This window comes from Amycolatopsis sp. lyj-109 (assembly GCF_046548995.1).
Lineage (GTDB): Bacteria > Actinomycetota > Actinomycetes > Mycobacteriales > Pseudonocardiaceae > Amycolatopsis.
Genome location: NZ_JAJPWR010000004.1, coordinates 435,118 through 458,487 on the forward strand (window position 1 = coordinate 435,118; position 23,370 = coordinate 458,487).

At 69.7% G+C, this 23,370-nt stretch carries 17 protein-coding genes; 4 read left to right on the top strand and 13 right to left on the bottom strand.

All coding sequences use genetic code 11. The features are described 5' to 3' along the window. Positions 1 to 12 precede the first annotated feature (12 nt). Positions 13 to 678 (top strand): NAD(P)-binding oxidoreductase, encoded by a 666-nt coding sequence (locus ACLJQF_RS11830; RefSeq protein WP_410608309.1) that lies wholly within the window; start codon positions 13 to 15, stop codon positions 676 to 678. Here ACLJQF_RS11830 and ACLJQF_RS11835 read toward each other — a convergent pair. The 4 genes from ACLJQF_RS11835 to ACLJQF_RS11850 are packed head-to-tail and all read right to left on the bottom strand — an operon-like array spanning position 656 to position 6,023. Next, positions 656 to 2,005 (bottom strand): ABC transporter substrate-binding protein, encoded by a 1,350-nt coding sequence (locus ACLJQF_RS11835; protein ID WP_410608310.1) that lies wholly within the window; start codon positions 2,003 to 2,005, stop codon positions 656 to 658. The genes ACLJQF_RS11830 and ACLJQF_RS11835 overlap by 23 nt on opposite strands. Before the next feature lie 20 nt (positions 2,006 to 2,025). After that, positions 2,026 to 2,961, bottom strand: a complete 936-nt coding sequence (locus tag ACLJQF_RS11840; RefSeq protein ID WP_410608311.1) for a carbohydrate ABC transporter permease — start codon at positions 2,959 to 2,961, stop codon at positions 2,026 to 2,028. 10 nt (positions 2,962 to 2,971) lie between these two features. After that, entirely contained in the window at positions 2,972 to 3,850 is an 879-nt protein-coding gene (locus ACLJQF_RS11845; RefSeq protein WP_410608312.1) for a carbohydrate ABC transporter permease, read from the bottom strand. Positions 3,851 to 3,860: 10 nt separating this feature from the next. Beyond that, a complete protein-coding gene (locus ACLJQF_RS11850) occupies positions 3,861 to 6,023 on the bottom strand; it encodes an alpha-galactosidase (protein WP_410608383.1) in 2,163 nt (720 codons plus the stop codon). A gap of 125 nt (positions 6,024 to 6,148) precedes the next feature. On the opposite strand from ACLJQF_RS11850, the gene ACLJQF_RS11855 reads away from it, so the two are divergent. Continuing rightward, a complete protein-coding gene (locus ACLJQF_RS11855; protein WP_410608313.1) occupies positions 6,149 to 7,312 on the top strand; it encodes an ROK family protein in 1,164 nt (387 codons plus the stop codon). 101 nt (positions 7,313 to 7,413) lie between these two features. Then, entirely contained in the window at positions 7,414 to 8,514 is a 1,101-nt protein-coding gene (locus ACLJQF_RS11860; protein ID WP_410608314.1) for a ricin-type beta-trefoil lectin domain protein, read from the top strand. Positions 8,515 to 8,563: 49 nt separating this feature from the next. Here the strand turns inward: ACLJQF_RS11860 and ACLJQF_RS11865 are convergent, their stop codons facing one another. The 8 genes from ACLJQF_RS11865 to ACLJQF_RS11900 all read right to left on the bottom strand — a co-directional run bounded on the left by ACLJQF_RS11865 (position 8,564) and on the right by ACLJQF_RS11900 (position 20,398). Further along, positions 8,564 to 9,580 carry a LacI family DNA-binding transcriptional regulator gene (locus tag ACLJQF_RS11865; protein ID WP_410608315.1) on the bottom strand — a complete coding sequence of 339 codons (1,017 nt, stop codon included), beginning with the start codon at positions 9,578 to 9,580 and terminating at the stop codon, positions 8,564 to 8,566. Between the two features lie 111 nt (positions 9,581 to 9,691). Continuing rightward, complete coding sequence (locus tag ACLJQF_RS11870; RefSeq protein ID WP_410608316.1) at positions 9,692 to 11,134, bottom strand: glycosyl hydrolase; 1,443 nt, start codon at positions 11,132 to 11,134, stop codon at positions 9,692 to 9,694. Between the two features lie 251 nt (positions 11,135 to 11,385). Continuing rightward, the gene (locus ACLJQF_RS11875; RefSeq protein WP_410608317.1) at positions 11,386 to 12,234 is read right to left on the bottom strand and encodes a LacI family DNA-binding transcriptional regulator; all 849 of its coding nucleotides are present in this window, start codon (positions 12,232 to 12,234) and stop codon (positions 11,386 to 11,388) included. Then, positions 12,235 to 14,676 carry a glycoside hydrolase family 2 protein gene (locus ACLJQF_RS11880; RefSeq protein ID WP_410608318.1) on the bottom strand — a complete coding sequence of 814 codons (2,442 nt, stop codon included), beginning with the start codon at positions 14,674 to 14,676 and terminating at the stop codon, positions 12,235 to 12,237. Positions 14,677 to 14,964: 288 nt separating this feature from the next. Beyond that, positions 14,965 to 15,927: an ABC transporter ATP-binding protein gene (locus tag ACLJQF_RS11885; RefSeq protein WP_410608319.1), complete on the bottom strand. Its 963-nt coding sequence runs from the start codon at positions 15,925 to 15,927 to the stop codon at positions 14,965 to 14,967. Continuing rightward, complete coding sequence (locus tag ACLJQF_RS11890; protein ID WP_410608320.1) at positions 15,924 to 17,738, bottom strand: dipeptide/oligopeptide/nickel ABC transporter permease/ATP-binding protein; 1,815 nt, start codon at positions 17,736 to 17,738, stop codon at positions 15,924 to 15,926. The genes ACLJQF_RS11885 and ACLJQF_RS11890 overlap by 4 nt, the downstream gene beginning before the upstream one ends. 15 nt (positions 17,739 to 17,753) lie before the next feature. Next, the gene (locus ACLJQF_RS11895; RefSeq protein ID WP_410608321.1) at positions 17,754 to 18,743 is read right to left on the bottom strand and encodes an ABC transporter permease; all 990 of its coding nucleotides are present in this window, start codon (positions 18,741 to 18,743) and stop codon (positions 17,754 to 17,756) included. 11 nt (positions 18,744 to 18,754) lie between these two features. Further along, on the bottom strand, positions 18,755 to 20,398 hold the full coding sequence (locus ACLJQF_RS11900; RefSeq protein ID WP_410608322.1) for an ABC transporter substrate-binding protein: 1,644 nt from the start codon (positions 20,396 to 20,398) through the stop codon (positions 18,755 to 18,757). A 368-nt stretch (positions 20,399 to 20,766) separates the two neighbouring features. Between ACLJQF_RS11900 and ACLJQF_RS11905 the strand changes: the two genes are divergently transcribed. Continuing rightward, positions 20,767 to 22,044, top strand: coding sequence for an ROK family protein (locus ACLJQF_RS11905; protein WP_410608323.1), 1,278 nt, complete (start codon positions 20,767 to 20,769; stop codon positions 22,042 to 22,044). On the opposite strand, the gene ACLJQF_RS11910 is transcribed toward ACLJQF_RS11905, so the two are convergent. Then, positions 22,030 to 23,274, bottom strand: a complete 1,245-nt coding sequence (locus ACLJQF_RS11910) for an AGE family epimerase/isomerase (protein ID WP_410608324.1) — start codon at positions 23,272 to 23,274, stop codon at positions 22,030 to 22,032. The genes ACLJQF_RS11905 and ACLJQF_RS11910 overlap by 15 nt on opposite strands. Positions 23,275 to 23,370 lie beyond the last annotated feature (96 nt).

Genomic DNA, 23,370 nt, shown 5'->3' on the forward strand with positions numbered 1-23,370 from the left:
AGGAGAACGATCATGAACGTGTTCGTCATCGGAGCCGCCGGAGGCATCGGAAACCGCCTCGCCCGGCTCCTCACCGCCCGCGGCGACACCGTCACCGGCATGCACCGCAACCCCGCTCAGGCCGAAACCGTGCGCGACACCGGCGCCCGCCCGCTCAGCGGCGACCTCATCGAGGACACCGTGGACCAGCTCGCGGAGAAGATCAGCGGCCACGACGCCGTCGTGTTCTCCGCCGGCGCCCACGGAACCGGCATGGACAAGACCACGCTGATCGACGGCCGCGGCCTCGAAAAGGCCGCCACCGCGGCCGTGCAGGCCGGAGTGTCCCGGTTCGTCCTCGTCTCCGTGTTCCCGGACGCGTTGCGCGGCAACGACAGCACCGAGGGCTTCGAGCACTACGTCAAGGTCAAGAAGACCGCCGACGTGTTCCTGACCCACACCGACCTGGACTGGCTCATCGTCCGCCCCGGCACTCTCCTCGACGAACCCGGCACCGGTCGCGTCACCGCCGGACCCGCCATCGAATACGGCGACGTCCACCGGGACGACGTCGCCGCATTCATCGACGCGGCCCTGCACGAGCCCGCTCTCGGGCGGGTCATCGTCGAAGTCACCGCCGGAGACACCCCGATCGCCGAGGCTATCGACCGGTTGACTACTGCGCGAACAGGGCATTGACCTGCTGGTTGGCCGCCTTGAGCGAGTCCGGTTCGGCGGTGAGGCTCATGATCGCGTCCATCGCCGGGTTCATCACCGCCTGCAACTCGGTCCAGTGCTGCGCCACCGGAGCCAGGTGCGTGCTGTTCCCGTCGATCGGCACCTGGAACGACGCCGTGTCGATGCCCTGCTTGGCGAAGGCGTCCTTGGAGATCTGCGCCGAGGATTCCACCGCGGGGAAGGCGACCCCCTCGGCCGCCGTCAGGTCCTGGCAGGCCTTGGACCCGAGGAAGGCCACCAGCTTCTTGGCTTCGTCGGGATGCTTGGTACCGGCCGCGATGTTGTCGGCGAGCCCGTTGAACATCGACGCGCGCTGACCGTTCGGGCCGGCCGGCACCGGGGCGATCGTCGTCTTCACGCCCTTCAGCTGGAAGTAGGTCTTCGTGTTCCAGCTGCCCTCGGTGACCATCGCGTACTTGCCCGCGCCGTAGTTGTCGGGCTGGCGCCCCACCTTGCCCCCGCCGGCCACCTGGAGCGTCGGCAGGTACCCCTTCTTCGCCAAGGACTGGAACCACCCGATCGTCTCGAGGAACTTCGGATCGCCGTAGTTCCACCGGGTGCCCCACGGGTTCTTGTCGGCGTGGGTCCAGCCGTCGCTGAAGGCGTACTGGCTCCATTCCGTCTGCCCGAAGCCGCCGCCCGAACCGTTCAAGCCCAGGCCGTACACCGCGACGTTCGCTTTGTCGAAGCCGGGCTGATCGCCGCGGACGCCCTTCTTGTCGACGGTCAGGTGGGCGATCGTCTTCTCGAACGTCCCGCCGTCCCGCGGATTCCAGGCCATCGAGTTCAGCTGCTGGGCCGTGATCCCGGCGTCGTCGAGCATCTTCTGGTTCGCAAAGACCGCGACGGTGTCGTAGTCCTTCGGGAGGCCGTAGCGCTTGCCGTCCTGGCCGACCCACAGATCGGCCAGGCCTTTGCGGTAGCTCGACAGCTCCGCCTGCTTCGACTCGACCACGTCGTCGATCGGCATGATCTGGTTCTGGCCGGCCAGCTCCGGGTAGTGGTTCAGGTGTGAGACGAACACGTCCGGGCCTTCACCGGACACCAGGCCGGCGGTCAAGGTGGTCCAGTAGTCGTCCCAACCGTACTGGGTGATCTTGACCCCGATGCCCGGGCTCGCTTTGGTGAAGGCATCCGCGCACTTCTGGTACCCGGGCTGCTGCGCCGAGTCCCAGAGCCAGTAGTTCAGGGTGACGTCTCCGGAGCTGCCCGCCGTGCTCGAGCAGCCGGCCAGTACCAGCGCGCTCGCCGCCGCGGCGGCGACGAACCGGCTTCGTTGCCACTTCATCGGGGTTCCTTTCCGCCGGGCTACTTCAGCCCGGTCGAGCCGATCGAGTTGATGACGCGTCTGCCGAGCAGGGCGAAGAGCACGAGGATGGGGAGAGCGGAAACCAGGGTCGCCGCCACGAGGCCGGCCCAGTCCGGATTTCCCTGGGGCGTCTGGGATCGGAACACGCCGAGCGCGACCGTGAGCACGCGCACGTCGTCGGCCTTGCCGACCAGCAACGGCCAGAAGTAGTCGTTCCAGGACGTGATGTAGGTCAGGATGGCCAATGTGGACAGTGGGGCGGAGCTCATCGGGAGGATGAGCCGGAAGAAGATGCGGGGGCGGCCCGCGCCGTCGAGGATCGCGGCTTCTTCGAGCTCCCGCGGGATGGCGAGGAAGAACTGGCGCAGGAAGAACACCGCGAACGGCGCCATCAGCAGCGTGGGCAGGACGATACCGAGGAAGGTGTTCAACAGCCCGAGGTCCCGCATCAAGACGAAGTTCGGCAGGATGGTGAAGATCGGCGGCACCATCATGGCCGAAAGGAACAGGAAGAACACGGCGTTGCGCCCCGGCCACCGCAAGCGGGCGAAGGCGTAGGCCGCCATGGCACTGAAGAACGTCTGGAACACCGTCGTGGAGGTCGCGACGATCACGGAGTTGCGGAGATAGAGCCAGAAGTGCAGCGAAGCACCCGAACCGCCGTCGGCTCGGGCCTCTGCCGGGGTGGCCAGCCCGAGGACGCGTTTCCAGCCACCCAGGCTGAAGTCGGCCGGGAGCAGGTTTCCGCTGTTGGCCGCCAGGGCGCCGTTACTGGAGAACGACGTCCGCAACATCCAGTAGAAGGGGAACAACGTCACCAGCAGGACCAGGCCGAGGATGATCCACGCGATCGTCCGGCCGATCCCGCGCGGCCTGCGCACCGGTGCGGGTGCCTCGGGCGGCGAGGCGGAGGTTCGGGTCAGTACGGTGGTCACGGCATGCTCCTCACGCCAGGTCCGACTGGCCGGCCCGGGTGAGCCGCAGTTGCAGGAGGCTCACCACGGCGAGGACGACGAACAGCACGACCGACACCGCCGAGGCGTAGCCGAACTTGAACCGGCCGAAGGCGAGTTCGTAGATGTAGTAGTAGAGGACGCGGGTCGAGTTGACCGGACCGCCCTGGGTGGTGACGGCGACGGTGTCGAAGGTCTGGAACGAGCCGACCACGCTGACGACGAGGACCAGGGCCAGCACCGGGCGCAGCAGCGGGAGCGTGACGCGCCAGAACATCTTCGCCTCGGTCGCCCCGTCGATCGCCGCGGCTTCGTAAACGGTCTTGGGGATCGTCTGCAGCCCGGCGAAGATGAGCAGGGCGGTGTAGCCCAGGTGCCGCCAGACGTTGACCAGCGCGATCGTCGGGATGGCCAGCGCCTGGTCGCCGAAGAACGCCATCCGTGACAGGCCCAGCCAGTCCAGGACCTGGTTCCCGATCCCGAGCTGGTAGTCGAGGATCCAGAACCAGACGAGGGCGACGATCACGTTCGCCACCAGGTACGGCGTGAGGATCAGCCCGCGGATCACCATGGACCGCGTCAGCCGGTGCATGAGCACCGCGATCCCCAGTGCGAAGACCGTCTGTACGCCGATGTTGATCACGACGTACTCGAGGGTGACCCACAGGGCGTTCCAGAAGACCGGGTCGGCGGCGAGCTGCCGGTAGTTGTCGGCCCCGACGAACTTCCCGGGCCGGAAGACGCTGAAGTCGGTGAAACTGTAGTAGAGCCCGCGTACCGCCGGGACGAGGGTGAAGGCGAGCAAGCCCACCGCGGCGGGCGCGACGAACAGCCAGGCGGCGCGCGTTTCCCGGGCCGGCAGGAACTTCACCTCCGCCTCCTCAGTGCTCGGCGATCACGTGGATCAGCTGCAGCTGTTCCGGCTGCAGTGCGGGTGCCTGGAACCCGGCCGTGGCCAGCGCGGCGCCGGACATCGTCAACGGCTGGTCCACCCAGTCCGGGAACGCGGGCAGCCCGTGCCGCCGCACCCGGTCGACGGCGGACAGGAACCGCACGGTGTACCGGGTTCCGGCGGCCAGCCCGGGCAGCCGGATGCGTCCCGGCGGCGCCCAGGCGCCGGTCTGCAGGGCGACGAACGCGAAGAGCGCTTCGGCGCGGTCCTGGGCGATGACGCCGTGGAGCCAGTGCGCCGGGTCGGGGTGGTCGCCGCGGACGACGGTGCCGCTGTGCAGCAGCGGCCGGAACCGCTTGTGCAGAGCGATCCAGGCCGTGAGTTCGGCGAGTTCGGTCTCGCTCGCCGACGTCAGGTCCCACTCCATGCCGAAGTGGCCGAAGAACGCGGTGCCGGCACGGAAGTCGAGGGTGTGCGTACGGCCGGTGGTGTGCGCCGTCGGCGCGCCGACGTGCGAGCCGAGCATTTCCGGGGGCAGCAGTAAACCGGTCCAGCGCTGGATGTGCTGCCGCTCGAGCGCGTCCAGGCAGTCGCTGGCCCAGATGCGTTCCGTCCGGGCGAGGATCTCGAGATCGGCGCGGCCGCCGCCCGACGAGCAGGACTCGATTTCGAGGCCCGGGTGCTTGGCGCGGAGTTCGTCCAGCAGCCGGTAGAGGGCTCGGGTCTGGTCGTGTACCCCGGCCGTGCCGCTCGCGGTGTGCCCGGCGTCGACGAGATCGCGGTTGTGGTCCCACTTCAGGTAGTCGACGCCGTTCTCGACGACCAGTGCGTCCAGGCGTTCCAGCACGTAGGCGTAGGCGTCCGGCCGGGAGATGTCCAGCACCTGCTGGTGCCGCGCCTCGGGCGGGAACCGCGCGTCCGGCCGGAGGATCCATTCCGGGTGCGCGCGAGCGAGGTCGGAGTCCGGGTTGATCATCTCGGGTTCGACCCAGAGCCCGAACTGCATGCCGAGCGAGCGGACGTGGTCGGCGATCGGGCGCAGGCCGTCCGGCCACACTCCCTCGTCGACGAACCAGTCACCCAGTCCCGCGTTGTCCGCCCGGCGGCCGCGGAACCAGCCGTCGTCGAGCGTGAACCGTTCCGCGCCGACCTGCGCGGCCAGCTCGGCGAGCTCGCGCAGTTTCGCCGGATCGTGGTCGAAGTAGACCGCTTCCCAGGTGTTGAGGGCGATCGGCCGCGGCGTACCGGGGTGCTCGGGCCGGCTCCGCAGGTCGGCGTGGAACCGCCCGGACAGCTCGTCCATCCCGTCGCCGTAGGAACCCATCAGCGTCGGAGAGGCGTAGGACTCGCCCGGAGAGAGGATCACCTCGCCGGGAAGCAGGATCTCGCCGCCGGCGAGGATCGCGGTGCCCGCGGCGTCGCGCTCGGCGTAGGTGGTGTGGTTCCCGCTCCAGGCCGTGTGCACGCCCCAGACCTCGCCGCGGCGGAAGCCGAAGCCGGGTTCACCGGCGAGCATGAGCAGGGTCGCGTCGAGGCCGGTCCGGCCGCGGCGTCCGCTGCGCACGTAGGAACCCAAGGTGAACGGGTGCCGTTGTGGGGCGCGCTCCCGCAAGTGCCGCCCGGAGAAGTCGAGCAGTTCCAGTGCGGTCGTCGGGACCGGCAGGTTGAGGGTCAGCGCGTCGAGGCCGTAGTCGTCCTTGCCGATATTCGTCACCGTTGCGCCCAGCCGCACCACCCCCGACGGCGAGAGCGCCACGCGCAGCTCGAGCGCCAGTCCGGCGGTGGCGTCCTGTGCCGCAGTGATCAGGGTGCCGTCCGCCGTCAGGTCCGCCGCGGTCTTCGTGAACAGCGGGGAGAACGCGCGACCGGCGCGGCTGCCGCTGATGCCGGGTGTTCCCGACCAGCCGGTGGCGGCCTCGGCGAGGACGCCGACGGGGAGCGGGTCGTCGATGCTGTTGGAGACGACCGGCGGCCGGGCCGCGCGCACCAAGTCCCCCAGCTCGGCTTCGGTGGGCTGTCCGAGATCGGCGCCCCAGTACACGATGCGAGGCAGGCGGTCGCCGGTCGCGTCGAGCAGGAGGCTGGTGCCGGCGGCCGCCAGGTGGACCGCGCCGGGACCCGCCGGTTCGTCGTTGCCTTCGGTGAACGTCATCGTCAGCACGCAGTTAGTTTCATCACAACACTAACGTGTGTCAAGAACCCGCTTCCAGCTCCATCTCCGCGCCACTTTGTTTCAGAAGTGACATAACAGGGCGCTCCGGCGGGTACGCTCGGCCGGTGAGTTCCGGAACCCGCCAAGGCCGGGCACAGGCGGTAGCGCCCTGGCCACAGCTGCCCGAGGCCGCCCGTCAGGTGCTCCTCGAGGTACTCGTCCACGGCCCCATCTCGCGCGCCGAAATCGCCGCGCGACTGCAGGTGTCGCGGCCGACGCTGAGCCGGATCACGCGACAGCTCTTCGACGACGGCCTGCTGGCCGAAGGCGGAACGCAGCTGCGTTCGACGACCGGGCGCCCTTCGGAGCTGCTGCACGTCAACGGCGCCGCCCGGCACTTCTTCGGCGTGAAGCTCACCGGCGACCACCTCTACGCCGTGGTCACCGACCTCAACGCCGAGGTGGTGGCGTCGATCAACACTCCCCTGCGCTCGGCGGACGTCACCGAGGTCGTCGGCCAGATCGCCGAAGTCGCCTCGGCGCTGCGGACCACGTTCCCGGACCTGACCGCCGCGGGCGTGACGCTGGCCGGCACGGTACGCGCGGGGTCGGTGCACGGATCCGCGTATCTGCACTGGTCCGGTGTCCCGCTGGCCGACCTCGTCGCCGAGGCGACCGGCCTCCCGACCGCGGTGGACAACGACGTCCAGGCACTGACCGCCGCCGAGCACTGGTTCGGCGCCGGTGCCGGGCTGCGGTCCCTGGTCCTCGTCACGATCGGCGTCGGCATCGGTTGCGGTCTGGTGCTCAACGGCGAACTCGTCGAGGGCGCGCACGGCACCGCCGGGCGGGCAGCCCACCTCGTCGTCGACCAGTCCGGCCCGGTGTGCGACCTCGGCCACCGCGGCTGCGCCGCCAGCTACCTCCTGAACGAGTCGATCGTGCGGGCACTCGGCGCCGCGGACTACGCCGACGCCGTCGCGCGGGCACGGGCGGGCGAGCCCGCCGCGCGGCGGGTGTTCGGTGATGCCGGCTTCGCCCTCGGCATCATCATCGGCACGGTCGCGAACCTCGTCGACCCGCAGAAGGTCGTGCTGACCGGCGACGGGCTGCCGCTGTACGAGGTGGCCGCCGACCGGGTGCGGGAAGGCATCGGGAAGTCCTACGAACCGGATCCCGCGCAACTAGACCTCGACGTGCAGGCCTTCGACTTCGGCGAATGGGCGCGTTCCGGTGCCGCACTGGCCATCCGCGCCGCGCTCACCGGCCGGACCGTCAGCGTCGGCTGAGGGTTTACAACTCGATCGCGTGCAGCTAACGTCTTCCCCGCCTGAGAGCGCTTCCAAGTCGACCGTCCACAGTGGCCGGTCGATCGCCCTCAGGAGGTATCGTGCACAGATTCCTCGGCTATTGCGCACTTGTGCTCACCGCGCTGGTCGCCGTTCTCACCGTCCCCACGGCCGCGTCCGCCGCGGCGCCCGTGCGCATCATGGCGCTCGGCGATTCGATCACCGGCTCGCCGGGCTGCTGGCGCGCGCTGCTCTGGCGGCACCTGCAGAACACCGGACACACCAACACCGACTTCGTCGGAACGCTGCCGGCTCCCGGTTGCGGGTTTTCCTATGACGGCGAGAACGAAGGCCACGGTGGCTACCTGGCCACCGGCATCGCCAACAACAACCAACTGCCCGGCTGGCTCGGCGCGACCCGGCCGGACATCGTGCTCATGCACCTCGGCACCAACGACATCTGGAGCAATATCGGCACCACGGCCATCCTCGACGCCTACAGCCGTCTGCTCGGCCAGATGCGGGCGAGCAATCCGGCGATGAAGGTGATCGTCGCGAAGATCCTCCCGATGAACCCGGCCAACTGTTCCGCCTGCGGCCAGCGCGTCGTCGACCTCGACAACGCCATCCCCGGCTGGGTCCAGGCCCATTCGACGGCCGCGTCCCCGATCACGGTCGTCGACCAGTGGACCGGGTTCAGCACGTCCGCCGACACCGTCGACGGCGTGCACCCGAACAGCACCACCGGAATCCAGAAGATGGAAAGCCGGTGGTACCCGGCGCTGACCGCCGCCCTCGGCGGTGGCAGCACGCCGACCGGCGCCACCGTAGTGGGCGGCCAATCCGGGCGGTGCCTCGACGTCACCGGGGCCGGCACGGCCAACGGGACCAAGCTCCAGCTCTGGGACTGCAACGGCCAGTCCAACCAGGCGTGGACGTTCGGCTCGGCCGGCGAGATCAGGGGCGGGAGCGGCCGCTGCCTCGACGCCGCCGGGCAAGGCACGTCACCGGGCACCGCGGTGGACATCTGGGACTGCACCGGCCAGGCCAACCAGCAGTGGACGCTCAACGCCGACGGCTCGATCACCGGACGGCAGTCCGGCCTCTGCCTCGACGCCAGTGGTCAGCAGACGGCCAACGGAACTCCGGTGGCGCTCTGGACCTGCAACGGGCAGGCGAACCAGCGCTGGTCCCGGCGCTGAGAAGACCGCACGCGGACCGGGCCCACCCGGTCCGCGTGTCCCCGGGAGGTCAGCGCCGGCGCAGCGGCCCGGTGCTCCCCCGGACGGCGAACACCGGAGTCGAGGTACACGTGTCGACAGCGTTCCCGCCGTCGATCTTCCGCCGCAGCACGGACACCGCCAGCGCACCGAACTCGGCGATCGGCCGCTGCACCGCGGACAACGCCGGGTGGACCAGCCGGCAGAGCACCGAGTCGTCCCAGGCGACGATGGACAGGTCCGCCGGAACCCGGAGACCGAGCCCCTGCGCGGCCCCCAGGCCACCCACCGCCATGACGTCGTTGTCGAACATCAGCGCGGTCGGGGGCCGCTTCGACTTCAGGATGCGGCGAGTCGTGTCCGCGCCGCCTTCCTCGCTGTAGTCGGCGTGAACCGTGCGCGCGTCCGCCAGACCGAGGTGGCATGCCGCGGCCGCGAACGCATCCGTCCGGGTCCGTGTTTGCACGAACGTCTCGGGACCAGCGACGCGGACCACGGACCGGTGCCCGAGCGCGGCCAGGTATTCGAGCACACCCCGCATCGCCTGCCGGTCGTTCATCCACACCGAAGGCGCATCGGACCGGTCCAGCGGGCCGCCGAGCGCGACGGCGGGCAAGCCGATCGCGGCAAGCTCGTCCGGCCGGGTGTCGCCGATCCGGAGGTCGAGCAGGAGGACGCCGCCCACGGTCTGCTCGCGGTGCCAGCGCCGGTAGATCTCGAGTTCGGCGGAGCAGCTCGGCGCGGTCTGCATCAGCAGTGACACCGATCCCGTGGCCAGCTCTCGCTGGATCCCGGACATGAGGGCGCCGAAGAACGGCTCCCCGGTGAGCCCGGTCGCCGTCCGGTTGACCACCATTCCCAGTGCCCTGGACCGGCGAACGTGGCGATGGGTTCCGCCGCCCGGGGTCCAGCCGAGCTGCCGGGCGATCTCGACGACCCGGTTGCGCGTCGCCTCGGAGACCCCACGGCGGCCGTTGAGCGCATAGGATACGGCCCCTTGCGACACCCCGGCCTGCGCGGCGATTTCCCTGATGGTCGGACGCTTCATCACACCTCCGGACAAAACCGGTTCAGCCGTGGGGCACCCCGCAGTCGCAAATCTTCGCGAATTCGACTGGACCCGCCCCGGACGGAAGAATCCGTCCGGGGCGAGAGCCGGTCACTTCAGATTGGGAACTTCGTCCCTCGTGACCACATACGAACTGTTGTACGTCTTCTGCAGCTGGCTGATCGAGTTGTGCGAGGTGTTGGTCAGCCAGTCGGTGTGCCAGGTGTTGAACATGACCCACCGCGTGTTCGACGACTGCAGCTGGTCCGGGTCGGGGATCGGGCCGTTCTCGTGCAGCGCGATCGGGATCGTGCCACCGACGATGTTCTTGGTGGCGTTGAACAGGCTGGTCTGCGGTCCGTAGTCACCGGCGTAGGTGTCCGAACCGGCGATGTCGACGACGGACTTTCCCGGGTAGAACGACGAGCTCGGCTGACCGTTGAACGGCAGCAGCCAGACCAGGTTGTCGAGCCCCTTGGTGGTGGTGAAGTAGTTGTACTCGAACTGCCACAGCCGCTTGTACTGGGAGCCGCCTTCCTTGCTCCACCAGAACCAGGTGCCCCCGGCCTCGTGGAACGGGCGCCACAGCACGGGAACTCCGGCGTTTTCCATGATCTGCAACTGGGCGGCGGCCTTGTCCAGCCGCTGGGTGAACGAGGCGTACTCGGCCGTTCCCGGCGTGAGCACCGCGTTGATCGACACGGCCATCTGGCTGCCCTCGTAGGTGTCCGGCTTCGTCGGCGCACCCATGTGGTAGCCCACCATCGGGATGCCACCGGCGTTCCACCAGGACACGCCGCGTCCGCCGACGCCGTCCTGTTCGATGTCCATGCCGCGGATCGCCGGGTACTTGCCCGTGCGGTCGTGGATGTAGTTCATCTCGTACTCGGAGCCGGCCACCCAGGTGGACTCCTCCTGCCCCGAGATGATGTGGTTGCCGTACTGGCTGTAGAAGTAGCAGAGCAGCTTCTTCGCCTGGGTCGTCGCGCGCGGGTTGACGGGATTGGCCGAGCAGGGGCCGGGCGGGTTCGACCCGCCGCCGCCTACGGTCCACCGCTGGTTGGTCTGGCCGTGGCAACCCCAGAGCTGGACCGTCGTGCCGTTCGCGGTCGCCGCGGCGTTCACGTCGGCGCACAATCCCGACTGGGCGCCGTAGATGCTGCCGTCGGAACGCAGGGTGAACTTCTGGCTCGCGGCACCGGTGCAGGCCTGGATCTGCAGCTTTGTGCCCGCCGCGGTCTGCCCGGCGTCCAGGCACATCGAACCGCTGAACACGCGCAGTTCACCCGCGTCCGTAACGGTCCACTGCTGGTTGGCCTGACCGTTGCAGTCCCAGATCTGGATCCCGGTGCCGGCGGTCTGCACGTTGCCGGTCACGTCGAGGCAGCGGGCGGAAGCCGCGCTGACGAGCGCTCCGGTCTGGGCCGCCGACGCGGTACCGCCGGTGACGAGCAACGGGACGGCGAGAGCTGACGCCGCCAGGACTCGGGCGGCTCTCCTCCCCCAGTGGCCCAGCCGGCTTCGTGCCTGTGGCGAACTTCGAGGGAACGACATCGCATCTCCTTTGACCGCGATGAAGGCCGGCCCGCCTCGCAGGGGGCACGGCATGAAGGGATAACAGCGTCTGAGAGCGCTTCCAATCGGAAATTCTAACAACCGGACCCGACACCGGGAAACCCCGCGCAAATAAGTTCGCGCGGGAAACTTAAGAAGTTTAGCTCGTCACGCGAACAGAATTGCGCAGCACAGAATAAGGACGTCTCGGCGGGTCGCGCCGGCAAATGCGCCGCCTCGAATAGCGAGGCTCAGGCAGGCGCAGCGGTACTGGCGCGCAGTACACACTTCGCCGCAGGCGACCAGCGTTCGGTGACCGGGCCGCCGTCGACCAGTTCGAGCACCGATTCGGCCACCGAGACGCCGTACTGGTGCACGTCGACACTCATCGTGGTCAGCGAGGGCGTGGCCAGGCGGCAGAGGGTCGAGTCGTCCCAGGCGATGATGCTGAGCTGGTCCGGAACCCGGACGCCGAGGGACTTGGCGGCGCCGAGTCCTGCCAGCGCCATCACGTCGTTGTCGTAGAGGATGGCGGTGGGCGGCTCGGCCCCGGAAAGCAGCTCGGTGGTGCGTTTCGCTCCGGACTCTTCGGAGTAGTCGCCCTCGGCGAGGAGCGGCTCGATGCCCACCTCGCGGCAGCCGGTGACGAGCGCGTCGGTGCGGGCCAGGGTGTGCAGCAGCTGCGCGGGGCCGGTCACCCGCGCGATGCGCCGGTGGCCGAGGTCGAGGAGGACCTGCAGGGCTTCCCGGACCGGTCCGGCGTTGTCGGTGCGCACGGCCGGGAAGCCGTGATTGTCGGCAGGCTCGCCGACCAGGACCGCCGGCATGTCCAGCGACCGCAGCAGGGCCGGCCGGGGGTCGTCGTCGACCAGGTTGACCACGACGGTCGCCTCGACCATCCGCTGCACCGCCCACCGCCGGTACGCCGCCAGCTCCGCGTCCTGTGTGGACACCACGTGCAGCAGCAGCGACAGGTCCCAGTCGGCGAGGTGCTGTTCGATGCCCGCGATGAACTCCATGAAGAACGGCTCGGTGCCGAGCAGCCGGGGTGGGCGGGCCAGCACCAGGCCGATGGCGCCGGAGGGGTGGTGCGTACTCATCTAGGACCTCATCACCGGGGAGCCGAGTGCGTTCGCCGACCGCAGCACCAGCGGGTCGGCGAACGCGGCCGGATCGACAGTGCCCGCGGTGCGGACCACGAACGACCGGGTTTCGCCGGGCAGCAAGGTCACCAGCATGTCGTCGACCACGGCGTCGGGCGCCACGCGGTCCACCAGGAGGGCGACGTCCCGCGCCAGTGCGGACGCGGTGACGTCGACGCGGTAGCCACCGGGCACCGCCGCGGCCTCGGCAGTCAGCGGACCGGGCTCGTAGTCGTGCTCGAGGTCTTCGCCGAAGACGTGCACGAGCCGGGTGTCCTCGGTGGTCGCCACGAGCACCTCCTCCCCGGTCCCGGCCGGTGCCAGCTCGGCTGTGGAGCGGGCTGGCACGGTGAACCGCAGTGTACGTCGCCCGGTGACCTGCCCGGCGACCGTCCGCGTTTCCAGTTCGAGATCACCCGACCAGGGCGTGGCGGTGTCGTTGACCGCGATGACGACGTCTTCGCCGTCGCGCGGCTGGACCGTCAGCAGCCGGGGCGCGAACGCGTGCTTGAGGGCGTACCACAACGGCTTGAGCCGTTCGTCCGAGTCGATCGCGGCCCACGAGGTGACCGGCCAGCAGTCGTTGAGCTGCCAGACGACGGCCCCCGCGGTGCGCGGCCACCACGACCGGAAGTGCTCGATCCCGAAGGCCACCGCGCGGGCCTGGTTGAGCTGGGTCGCCCAGTGCCAGTCGGGGAACGCCTCCGGCCGCGGCAGGTGGGCCGCCAGACCGCGGTCGAGCTTGCCGTTGCCGTCCTCGGCCTTCTGGTGCAGCAGGAACGCCGGCGAGGTCGGCGTGAGCGGGTCGTCGTGGATCCACTGGGTCAGGGTGGCCCACGTGGGCGGCCCCTGGAAGCCGAACTCCGAGCAGAACCGCGGGATGTGGTCGCGGTAGTGGGTGTAGTCGATCCGGTTCCACACGTCCCACTCGTGCCGGGTGCCGTGGTCGGGGTCGTTCGGGTGGACGTCACCGGGGCTGTACGGGCTCCCCGGTGCGTAGTGGCGGGTCGGGTCGAGCTCGGCGACGATGGCGGGCAGCAGCTCGGTGTAGTACTTCAGGCCCCACGTGCGGCCATCGAGCTGTTCGGGCCAGCCCCAGTCGGCGAATCCCCAGAGGTTCTCGTTGTTGCCGTTCCACAGGGCGAGGGAGGCGTGCGGCGTCAGCCTGGCGACGTTCTCCCGCGCCTCCGCCTCGACCTCCGTCCACAGTGGCTCCTCCTCGGGGTACGAGGCGCAAGCGAACGGGAAGTCCTGCCACACCAGGACACCGCGTTCGTCACAGAGGTCGTAGAAGTCTTCGGTCTCGTAGATCCCGCCACCCCAGATGCGCAGCAGGTTGAGGTTCGCCCCGAGGGCCTGGTCGACCCGGCGGGCGAGCCGGTCGCGGGTGATCCGGGTGAGGAAGTGGTCGTCGGGGATCCAGTTGGCGCCCTTGGCGAACACCGGCGTGCCGTTGACCACGAACGTGAACGGGGTGCCGATCGCGTCCGGTTCGGTGTCGACGGTGATGGTCCGGAACCCGATGCGGCGCCGGTAGGCGTCAAGCGCCGTCCCGGACCCGACGAGGTCGACTTCGAGGTCGTAGAGCGGGTGTTCGCCGTATCCGGCGGGCCACCACAGCCGGACGTCCGGCACCGTCAGCGTCACGATCCCCCGGGTTTCGCCCGGTTCGATGGTGGCGCGCGCGGTCCGGTTTCCGGCTGGGATCGACGCCACCAGCTCGAGCCGCTCGCCGGCCACGGCGTGCTCGACGTCCGCGTGGACCGTGACGCGACCGCTTCCGTCCTCGTCGACCGTCACCAGCGGCCGCACCGACGCGAGGCGGGCGGTGGTCCACCGCTCGAGCCGGACCGGCTTCCAGATGCCCGCGGTCTGCAGGTCGGGTCCCCAGTCCCAGCCGAACGAGCAGGCCATCTTGCGGATCATGTTGAACGGGCTCGGGTAGGCGTGGTCGCGCCAGCCCAGCTCCGCCTCGACCGCCTCGGCGTGGGTCAGCGCGCTCGCGAACTCGACGACCAGGGTGTTCGTACCGTCCCGCAGCACCCCGCGGACGTCGAAGCGGAACGTGCGGTGCATGTTGGCAACCTGCCCGAGCTGCCGGCCGTTGAGGGTCACGGTCGCCACGGTGTCGAGGCCGTCGAAGACGAGATCCGCGCGTTCCGCCGCAGCAGGCGCCGAGGACTCGAACTCGAGCGTGTAGCGCCATCCGGCCCGGTGCATCCACGCCACGTCGGCCTCGGCGGTGTCACGGTAGGGATCATCGATCAAGCCGGCGGCCAGCAGGTCCAGATGGGCAGAACCCGGCACGGTGGCGGGAAGCGCCCGGCCCCGGACCGGGTCCGGAACCGGACCGGCCACGGCCTCGATCCGCCAGCCCTCGTGCAGTTCCTGGCGGTTCATCTGGGGCACTCCTAACGCGACAGGGACGTCCTCTTGCGAGATTGTTACTCAACTGACTTAAGTAAGTCAACGCGTTATGGTTCAGACAACACTCCAGCAGGGCCGCGGCAAAGCCGCTTCGGTAGTCGGGTGGTCTCGCGACTTGTCGTGAGTGGTATTTAGGGTTAGAACCCTAAATACCACTCACGACAACCTGCGGCAGGACGGTAAGCCGGACCCTGGCCCGACTTCGCCAACAGCACCGCCTGAGGTCCCGAATGAGTCACTCGCGGCCAAGAACCCTCGATGTCATGGGCGCGCTCCGTAGAACCAGCATCGCGCGAAGTGCGCCTCACCCACCTTCTCCTCCACCGGTGTCGTGGCGCAGACGTCCATTGCCAAGCGGCATCGGTCGCGGAACGTGCAGCCGCTGTGGACGCCGGGACCGAGGCCGCCGCCCACCGGATCGGCCGGCTCCGCCACCACCGTCCCCCGCTTGTCGGGATCGGGGGCCGCCGCCGCGAGCAGCTGGGTGTACGGGTGCTTCGGCCGCAGGATCACCTCCGAGGCCGGTCCGCGTTCGACGATCCGGCCGCGGTAGAGCACCGCGATGTCGTCGGCGAAGTGGCGGGCGGTGGCCAGGTCGTGCGTGATGTACAGCACCGCCAGGTGGTCCTCGCGCTGCAGCCGCCCCAGGAGGTTGAGCACCCCGAGGCGGATGGAGACGTCGAGCATCGACACCGGCTCGTCCGCGATCACCACCTTCGCGCCGGGCGCGAGCGCCCGGGCGATCGCCACGCGCTGGCGCTGACCGCCGGACAGTTCGTGCGGCCGCCGCCTCGCGATTTCGTCGGCCGGGGTCAGGTTGACCCGCTCCAGCAGGTGCAGGACCTGCCGCCAGGTGTCCTCGCGGCCCTTGGCGCGCCCGTGCAGCAGCAGCGGCCGCGCGAGGTGGTGTTCGATAGTGTGGAAGGGGTTCAGCGAGGCGAACGGGTCCTGGAAGACCATCTGCACGTGGTCGCGATACGTCCGGCCGGAGACCTCGGTGCCGTCGTCGGTGCTGACCACGATCCGGCCGGACGTCGGCGACTCGAGGCGCGCGACCATCCGGGCGATCGTCGACTTCCCCGACCCGGACTCGCCCACCAGCGCCGTCGTCCGGCCGGGCGTCAGGGTGAAGGACACGTCGTCGACCGCGCGCAGCCGGGACCGGCGCACCCCGTCGCGGATCCGGAAGTCCTTGACCAGGTCGCGGACCACCAGCTCGGTCACCGGACGCCTCCTTCGGCGAGGGCCTGGTCGCGCAGGAACGCCCCGCGCTCCCCGGTCAGGCTCGGGAACGACTCGAGCAGCGTCCGGGTGTAGGGGTGCGACGGCGCGCGGTACATCCGCTCGGCCGCGGCGTATTCGACGATCTCGCCGTCCTTCATCACCGCGATCCGGTCGGCGATCTCCAGCAGCAGCGGCAGGTCGTGGGTGATGAGGATGACGGCGAAGCCGAACTCGTCCCGCAGCCGCAGGATCTCCTTCAGGATCCCCCGCTGCACCACGACGTCGAGTGCGGTCGTGGGCTCGTCCATGATCATCACCTGCGGGTCGAGCAGCAGGGCCATCGCGATCATCACGCGCTGCCGCATCCCGCCCGACAGTTCGTGCGGGTACGAGCCCAGCCGGCCGGGATCGACGCCGACCAGCCGCAGGACCTCCTCGCACTTGGCTTTCCGTTGCGCCTTCGGCATTTCCGGGCGGTGGGTGGTCAGGACGTCGGCCAGTTGCGAACGCACGGTGGTCACCGGGTTCAGCGCGTTCATCGCACCTTGGAAGACCATCGAGAGGCGGTCCCAGCGGAACGCGCGCAGCTGCTCGTGTTCCAGGGCCAGCACGTCGATGTCCGGCCCGTCGCGGTCGTGCAGGACGACCGCGCCCGCGGTGACCTCCGCGGGCGGCCGGTGCAGCCGGTTGATCGCGTAGGCCAGCGTCGTCTTCCCGCACCCGGACTCCCCGGCCAGGCCGAGGATCTCGCCACGTCGGAGCGTGAGGGACACGTCCTTGACCGCGTGGACCGGGTTCGCGGTGCGGTAGACGACGTCGAGGTGGTCGACGCTCAGCACGACGTCGGCCCCGACCTCGGCCACCGCCCGGGTTTCCGGCCGTTCGGCCCGGCGCCGCCGGCCCGCCACCCGCAGCTTCGGGTTGATGATCTCGTCGATGCTGAAGTTGATCAACGCGAGCCCGCAGCCGAACAGGGCGATGACCAGCCCGGGCGGAACGAACCACCACCAGGCGTCCCGCTGGAGGGCGAACCCGTTCTGGGCGAAGTAGAGCATCGTCCCCAGCGTCGAGGAGTTCGAGGCGCCGAGACCGAGGAACGACAGCCCGGCCTCGGACAGGATCGCCGCGATCACCGCGAACACGAACTGCGACGCCAGCAGCGGCAGCAGGTTGGGCAGGATTTCGACGGTGATGACGCGCCAGCGCTTCTCCCCCGCGACCCGCGCCGCGGCGACGTAGTCGCGATTGCGCAGCGACAGCGTCTGGGCGCGCAGGACGCGGGCCGAAGCCGCCCATCCGGTGATGGCCAGGACGAGCGCGACCGTCCACGCGCCGCGGGATTCGGGCGGCACGAACCCGGCGATGACGATCACCAGCGGGAGGCCGGGGATGACCAGCATGATGTTGGAGAACAGCGAGAACACTTCGTCGACGACGCCGCCTGCGTAGGCGCCGATGACGCCGAAGAACGCGGAGAGCACGGTCGCCAGCACCCCGACGATCAGGCCGATCTGGAGGGAGCCGCGGGTGGCGTACGCCAGCTGCGCGAAGACGTCCTGCCCGGTCTGGGTGAGGCCGAGCAGGTGACCGTCGCCCGGCGGGGCGAGGCCGGCGTCACGGATGGCGTCGGGGTCGCCGACGAACAACGGGCCGAAGATCCCGAACAGGGCGATGACGGTGACCAGGCCGAGTCCGACGCCGAGGCGTGGGGACCACGCCGGCAGGACCGCGCGCAGTCCGCTGACGCGGCCCCGGCGGACGGGGGTCAGGATCGGCGCGCCGGTGGTGGTTTCGGGGCTGAGATTCGTCACGTGTCGTTCTCCTTCTCAGGCCCGGACCCGGGTGCGCGCGTCGATCAGCCCGTACACCAGGTCGATCACGAGGTTGGCGCCGAGCACGGCCACCGTGATGATCAGGAAGATGCCCTGCATCAGCGCGTAGTCGTTGTTCTGCACCGCCTGTAGCAGCTTCGAGCCGATCCCGGGGTAGGCGAACACCTGCTCGGTGACGATCGACCCGGACACCACGAAGCCGAGCGAAATCGCGAACCCGGCGACCGACGGCAGGACCGCGTTCCGGGCGGCGTAGCGCAGCATCACGCGGCCGTCGCGCAGTCCCTTGGCCTGCGCGGTGAGCACGTAGTCCTCCGACCCGGTGGACACCATCATGTTGCGCATGCCGAGCAGCCACCCGCCGACCGACGAGACGACGATGGTGAGCGCGGGCAGCGTGCCGTGGTAGACGGCGGATCCGAGGAAGTCGGCGTTCCACCCCGGATCGAGGGCCACGTCGTAGCCGCCGAGCAGCGGGAACCAGCCCAGGGCGCCGGCGAGCAGCGCCGCCAGCAGCAGCGCCAGCCAGAAGTACGGAACCGCGGCCAGTACCGTGGTCCCCGGCACGAGGGCGTCGAGCCAGGTGCCGCGCTTCCAGCCGACGAACATGCCGAGCCCGACGCCGAGCACGAACGACAGCAGGGTCGCGATGCCGACCAGGACGACCGTCCAGGGCAGCGCCTGGGCGATCACGTCGGACACCTTGGCGGGGAAGACGCTGACCGACACGCCGAGGTCGCCGTGCGCCAAGCGGGCGAGGTAGCTGAGGTACTGGGCCCACAGCGACTCGTCGCTGTGGGTGCCGAGCAGTAGCTCGTAGGCGCGGCGCACCGACGGATCGGGGGTCGCGCCGCGCTGGGCCAGTTTCGCGAGCAGGACGTCCACCGGGTTGCCGGGGAACAGGCGCGGGATCAAGAAGTTGAGCGTCAGCGCCGCCCACAGGGCCACCAGGTAGAACGCCAGTTTCCGGACGTAGTAGGTCACGGGCTCGCCCGTCACTGACCGGCGGGCTTGAGCGTCTTGTAGATCTGGGCCTGGTCCGGCCGGCTCCACACCGCCGGGAAGGCGTACATGTTGTCCTTGGTCGGCCAGCCGGTGAACTTGTCGGAGTGGTACTCGCTGGTCGTGCCGCCGGTCAGGATCGGGATGTAGGGCATGTCCTGCTCGACCCGGGTCTGGACGACGTCGAAGTAGGGTTGCCGTTTCGCCGCGTCGGTCGAGTCGATGCCCTTGACGGCGTTGAGCGCCGCGTCGACTTCCGCGTTGGAGTAGCGGCTGTAGTTCGGGTAGGCCGACTCGCCGACCTTGGCCGTGGTCTCGGTCGAGAGGTAGTAGTTGTAGTCGTAGAACGGATCCGCCGACGGACCCTGGTTCATCGCGTCGATCAGCAGCTGGAAGCGGCCGCGGACGCGCGCGTCGGCCCATTCGTTGTAGGACACCTGCTGGGCGAGCAGCTTGATCCCGGCGGGCAGCAGCTGCTGGGCCATGGTGTTGATGGCGGTGATGTAGTCGGTCCAGCCCGAGGGCACCTGGACGGTCAGCTCCAGCGGCTTGCCGTCCTTGGCGAAGAGGCCGTCCGGGCCCTTCGCGTAGCCCGCGCCCTGCAGGAGCCCGGCCGAGCGGGTCAGGTCGGGTGTCTTCGGGGCGATCCGCTCCTGCAGCTTCGGTGAGACGTACTTGGCGTCGCGGCCGAGCAGCGTGAAGCCGGGCGAGATGTCGGAGGCGGTGTCTTCGAAGGCCAGCGAGTTGAGCTGGGTGCGGTTGATCGCGTAGTAGATCGCCTTGCGGACGGCCGGGTCGGTCTGCGGGCCGGTGCAGCCGAGGGCGGCGTTCGAACAGGCCGTGAGGTTCATCTGGTTCAGCGGGACCGTGATGGCCTGGTAGCCCGGGTAGTTCTTCGCGACGTTCTTGATGTCGGGGACCGGGCCGGTCTGCCAGTCGATCTGCTTGCTCTTCAGCGCGTCCGCGCCGGACTGGTTGCCGGCCAGCGCGAGGTAGCGGATCCGCTTCACCGCGGGCTCGCCGCCCCAGTAGCCGGTGTTGGCCTTGAACGTGAACGCCTGCGGCTTGAACTCCTCGAGCGCGAACGGGCCGGTGCCGACCGGCTGCGCGATCACGTCGTTGGCGGGGTCGGGGATCTTCGACCACAGGTGCTGGGGAACGATGAAGGTCTTGCCGAGGACCTGCGCGCCCTGCATGAACGCGGGCTTCGAGAAGGTGATCTTGACGTGGGTGTCGTCGGTGGCGACGGCCTTGCCGTCGTAGCCGGTGGTGTTGATGGTCTTGTTCTTCGCGACCATGTCGAGTGTGAAGGCGACGTCCTTCGCGGTGAAGGGGGTGCCGTCGGAGAACTTCACGTTCGGCCGGAGGGTGACCAGCAGCTGGGTGCCGTCGGCGTTCCAGGCGAAGTCGGTGCCCAGCAGCGGGAGGGGCTTCGCGTCCTGGGTGATGTTGTAGAAGAACAGCGGTTCGAAGATCGTCCCCGGGCCCTCCATCGTGCTCGAGGAGAACGGGTTGAAGTTGATCTGGTAGTCGCCCGACTGACCGGTGTAGGAGACCAGCGTGCTGTCCGCCGCGGATCCGCTGGTGGAGGGCCCGCACCCGGTGACGAGCGTGGTGGCCGCGACCGCGGTGAGCACGGCGCCGCACACCCTGCGACGCGATGAGTGAACCGACATCAAGTCCTCCTGGCTGGGCTGCGTTGACCTTCCGCCGATCACGGCAGGCAGAGACTTGAGGCATTGTTAAGTCATCGAAGAAATTAAGTCAAGACTTTGGGGGCATCCCACGATGCTGTTGGCGAATTCGGGCGGGTGTGCCGAGGCCGGTTCGGTGGCAAGCGGATGGCCCGTAACGGCCAACTCGCTGACGGGAGCGGCCAACACAACACCCGGAGCGGCCAACTCGCCCGACACCTATCCACCGGGACGCGCTGCGTACCCCCAGGCGGACGGCAGCTCCTTGCTACCCTTCGCGTATCGACCTAAGTAAGTCATCAGGAGTTCGGATGAGTGGGCCCACCAGGACGACCCCGCACACCAACAGCCGGGCCGCGGTCCTCGACGTCATCCGGGCCGCCGGCACGATCAGCCGGGTCAGCCTGGTCAACGCCACCGGCCTGACCGGCGCGACGATCTCCACCGTCGTCCGGGGGCTCATCGACGACGACCTGGTCCGGGAGTCCGGCCGCGCCGAATCCACCGGCGGCAAGCGCCGGGTCCTGTTGCAGCTGAACCCGTCGGCCCGGTACGCCGTGGGCATTCACCTCGATCACGCCGACATCACGTACGTGGTCACCGACCTCGCCGGAGCCGTGGTCGCGCGCATCTCACGGCCCGGCGCGGGGAACGCCGCTCCGGAAGCGGTGGTGAAGCGGATGACCGAAGAGGCCACCGCGCTCGTCGCGAGCGCCGCCGTCGACCGCGAGCGCCTGCTGGGGTTCGGTCTGGTCTTCCCCGGGCCGCTCAGCGCCAACGACGGAATGGCGATCACCCCACCGGCCATGCGGCAGTGGGCCGACTTCCCGCTGGGCGCCGAGATGCGCCGCGCCACCGGCCTGCCGGTCGTGCTCGACAACGACGCGACCGCCGCCGCGCTCGGCGAGCACTGGTCCGGCGGCGTCGACCTGCCGGCCACCTTCGCCGCGCTGTACATGGGCAGCGGCATCGGTGCCGGGCTGATCGTCAACGGGATCAGCTACCGGGGCGCGAGCGGCAACACCGGCGAAGTCGGCCACATCTGCCTCGACCTGGACGGTCCCGAGTGCTGGTGCGGCGCGCGCGGCTGCCTCGAGGTCCTCGCCGGACCGGCCGCTGTGGTGGCCGCCGCGCGCGCCGACCGGCGGCTCGCCCGCGCGGCCGGCCTGTCCCGGCGGGACCACTCCTCGGATCAGTCGGTGATCCCGGACTTCGCCGCGGTCAGCCGGGCCGCGCGACGCGGCGACGAGGGCGCGGTCGCCCTGCTGGAGCGCTCGGCTCGCTACGTCGCCGTCGCGGTGCGGAACCTGGCGAACATCACGGACCTCGAAGCCGTGGTGCTCACCGGACCCAGCTTCGCCATCGCCGGGCCGAGCTACCTGCCGGCGGTCGAACGGGAACTGCACAGCACGTTCTTCGCCCGCGCCAACCACAGCGTCGAAATGCGGCTGTCCCGGGCGGCGGCGACGGCGCCGGCGATCGGCGCCGCCGCGATGGTGCTGCAGTCCGAGCTCGTGCCGCTGCACAGCGGCCTGCGGCTGCCGGAGAACCTCCAGCCGTCCGAACCCCCGCTGTCACCCGCCTCCTGACACCGCGCGGCCGGCCACCAGGCCACCGGCGAACGACGCGCACACCGGCAGCACGGTGATCAGCGCGGCCTGGTAGGCGTGGTAGACGTCGGGCTTGCCCGGCCACACGCTGGCCGCCGGGGTGTTGCCGTGGTCGAGTTCGTGGTGCCACGACCCGGCCGCCCGGTCCACGAAGTACTTCTCCGCGTAGTCGCACCACCGCCGGAACCAGGAGAGGTACCGCGCGTCCCCGGTCGCCTGGTGCAGCACCCAGGCCGCGGCCATCGCCTCGGCCGCAACCCAGTGCAGGCGGCCGCGGACCACCGGCGTCCCCGCGAAGTCCGTGGTGTAGACGAAGCCGTCCGCGCCGTCGACCGACCAGCCGTCCCGGACCGCGGTGTCGAACAAGGAACGGGCACTGTCGAGCAGCCAGTCCGGCGCGCGGGTGCCCAGCGCGGTCCGCACGTGCACCGCCAGCCGGGCCCATTCGAAGAGGTGCCCGATGGTGACGCCGTAGGGCCGGAACGGATGGCCCGGGTGATCACGGTTGTACCCGGGCACCTCGGTCCACTCCGCCGTGAAGTGCTCGGGCAGCCGCCAGCCGCGCCCGCGCGCGACCTGGCCGACGAGTCGCTCGACGATGCCGGCGGCGCGATCGAGCAGCCGCGGGTCGCCGGTGATGTCGGCGGCCGCGAGCAGGGCTTCGACGGCGTGCATGTTGGCGTTGGCCCCGCGGTAGGGCTCGAGCCGGGTCCACGCCCGGTCCCAGACGTCGGCCGCCAAACCCGCTTCCGGCTCCCAGAAGCGCTCGTCGAACACGGTCAACGCCTCGTCGAGCAGGACACGGGCGCCGGAGATCCCGGCCGCCGCCGCGCTCGCCGCGGCGAGGATGACGAAAACGTGCTCGTAGGCGCGTTTCTCGTCGACGACCGGGCCGGTCGCGGCGGCCGACGCGAACCAGCCACCGTGCTCGCCGTCGTGCAACAGGCCGGTCAGCGCGGCGAGCCCGTGCTCCACCAGCTCGGTGTCCTCGCTTCGCCCCTCGGCCACGGCAAGGGCGAAGACGTGCGTCATCCGGCACGTGATCCAGGTTTCGACCGGTCGCTCGTGGACCGGACGGCCTTGCTCGTCCAGCCAGGCGAAGCCGCCTTCGGGGAGCCGGGAAACACGGGCGAACTCCAGCAGCCGCTCCGGCTCGGCGACCAACCAGGCCGGCACCACCTCGGCTGCGGGCAGACGGCTCACAGGCACCTGACCTCCTTGGTTACAAGCGATCACGGGTTCGCCCACCTTACTTCACTAACCTATCAAAGCAAGATACGATGCAGGCGCAGGATGCGCCCCAAT

Excerpts from the sequence above, each read along its gene's own strand:
- ACLJQF_RS11830 (WP_410608309.1), top strand. The coding sequence starts at position 13 with ATGAACGTGTTCGTCATCGGAGCCGCCGGAGGCATCGGAAACCGCCTC.
- ACLJQF_RS11835 (WP_410608310.1), bottom strand. The coding sequence starts at position 2,005 with ATGAAGTGGCAACGAAGCCGGTTCGTCGCCGCCGCGGCGGCGAGCGCG.
- ACLJQF_RS11850 (WP_410608383.1), bottom strand. The coding sequence starts at position 6,023 with ATGACGTTCACCGAAGGCAACGACGAACCGGCGGGTCCCGGCGCGGTC.
- ACLJQF_RS11865 (WP_410608315.1), bottom strand. The coding sequence starts at position 9,580 with ATGAAGCGTCCGACCATCAGGGAAATCGCCGCGCAGGCCGGGGTGTCG.
- ACLJQF_RS11870 (WP_410608316.1), bottom strand. The coding sequence starts at position 11,134 with ATGTCGTTCCCTCGAAGTTCGCCACAGGCACGAAGCCGGCTGGGCCAC.
- ACLJQF_RS11875 (WP_410608317.1), bottom strand. The coding sequence starts at position 12,234 with ATGAGTACGCACCACCCCTCCGGCGCCATCGGCCTGGTGCTGGCCCGC.
- ACLJQF_RS11880 (WP_410608318.1), bottom strand. The coding sequence starts at position 14,676 with ATGAACCGCCAGGAACTGCACGAGGGCTGGCGGATCGAGGCCGTGGCC.
- ACLJQF_RS11905 (WP_410608323.1), top strand. The coding sequence starts at position 20,767 with ATGAGTGGGCCCACCAGGACGACCCCGCACACCAACAGCCGGGCCGCG.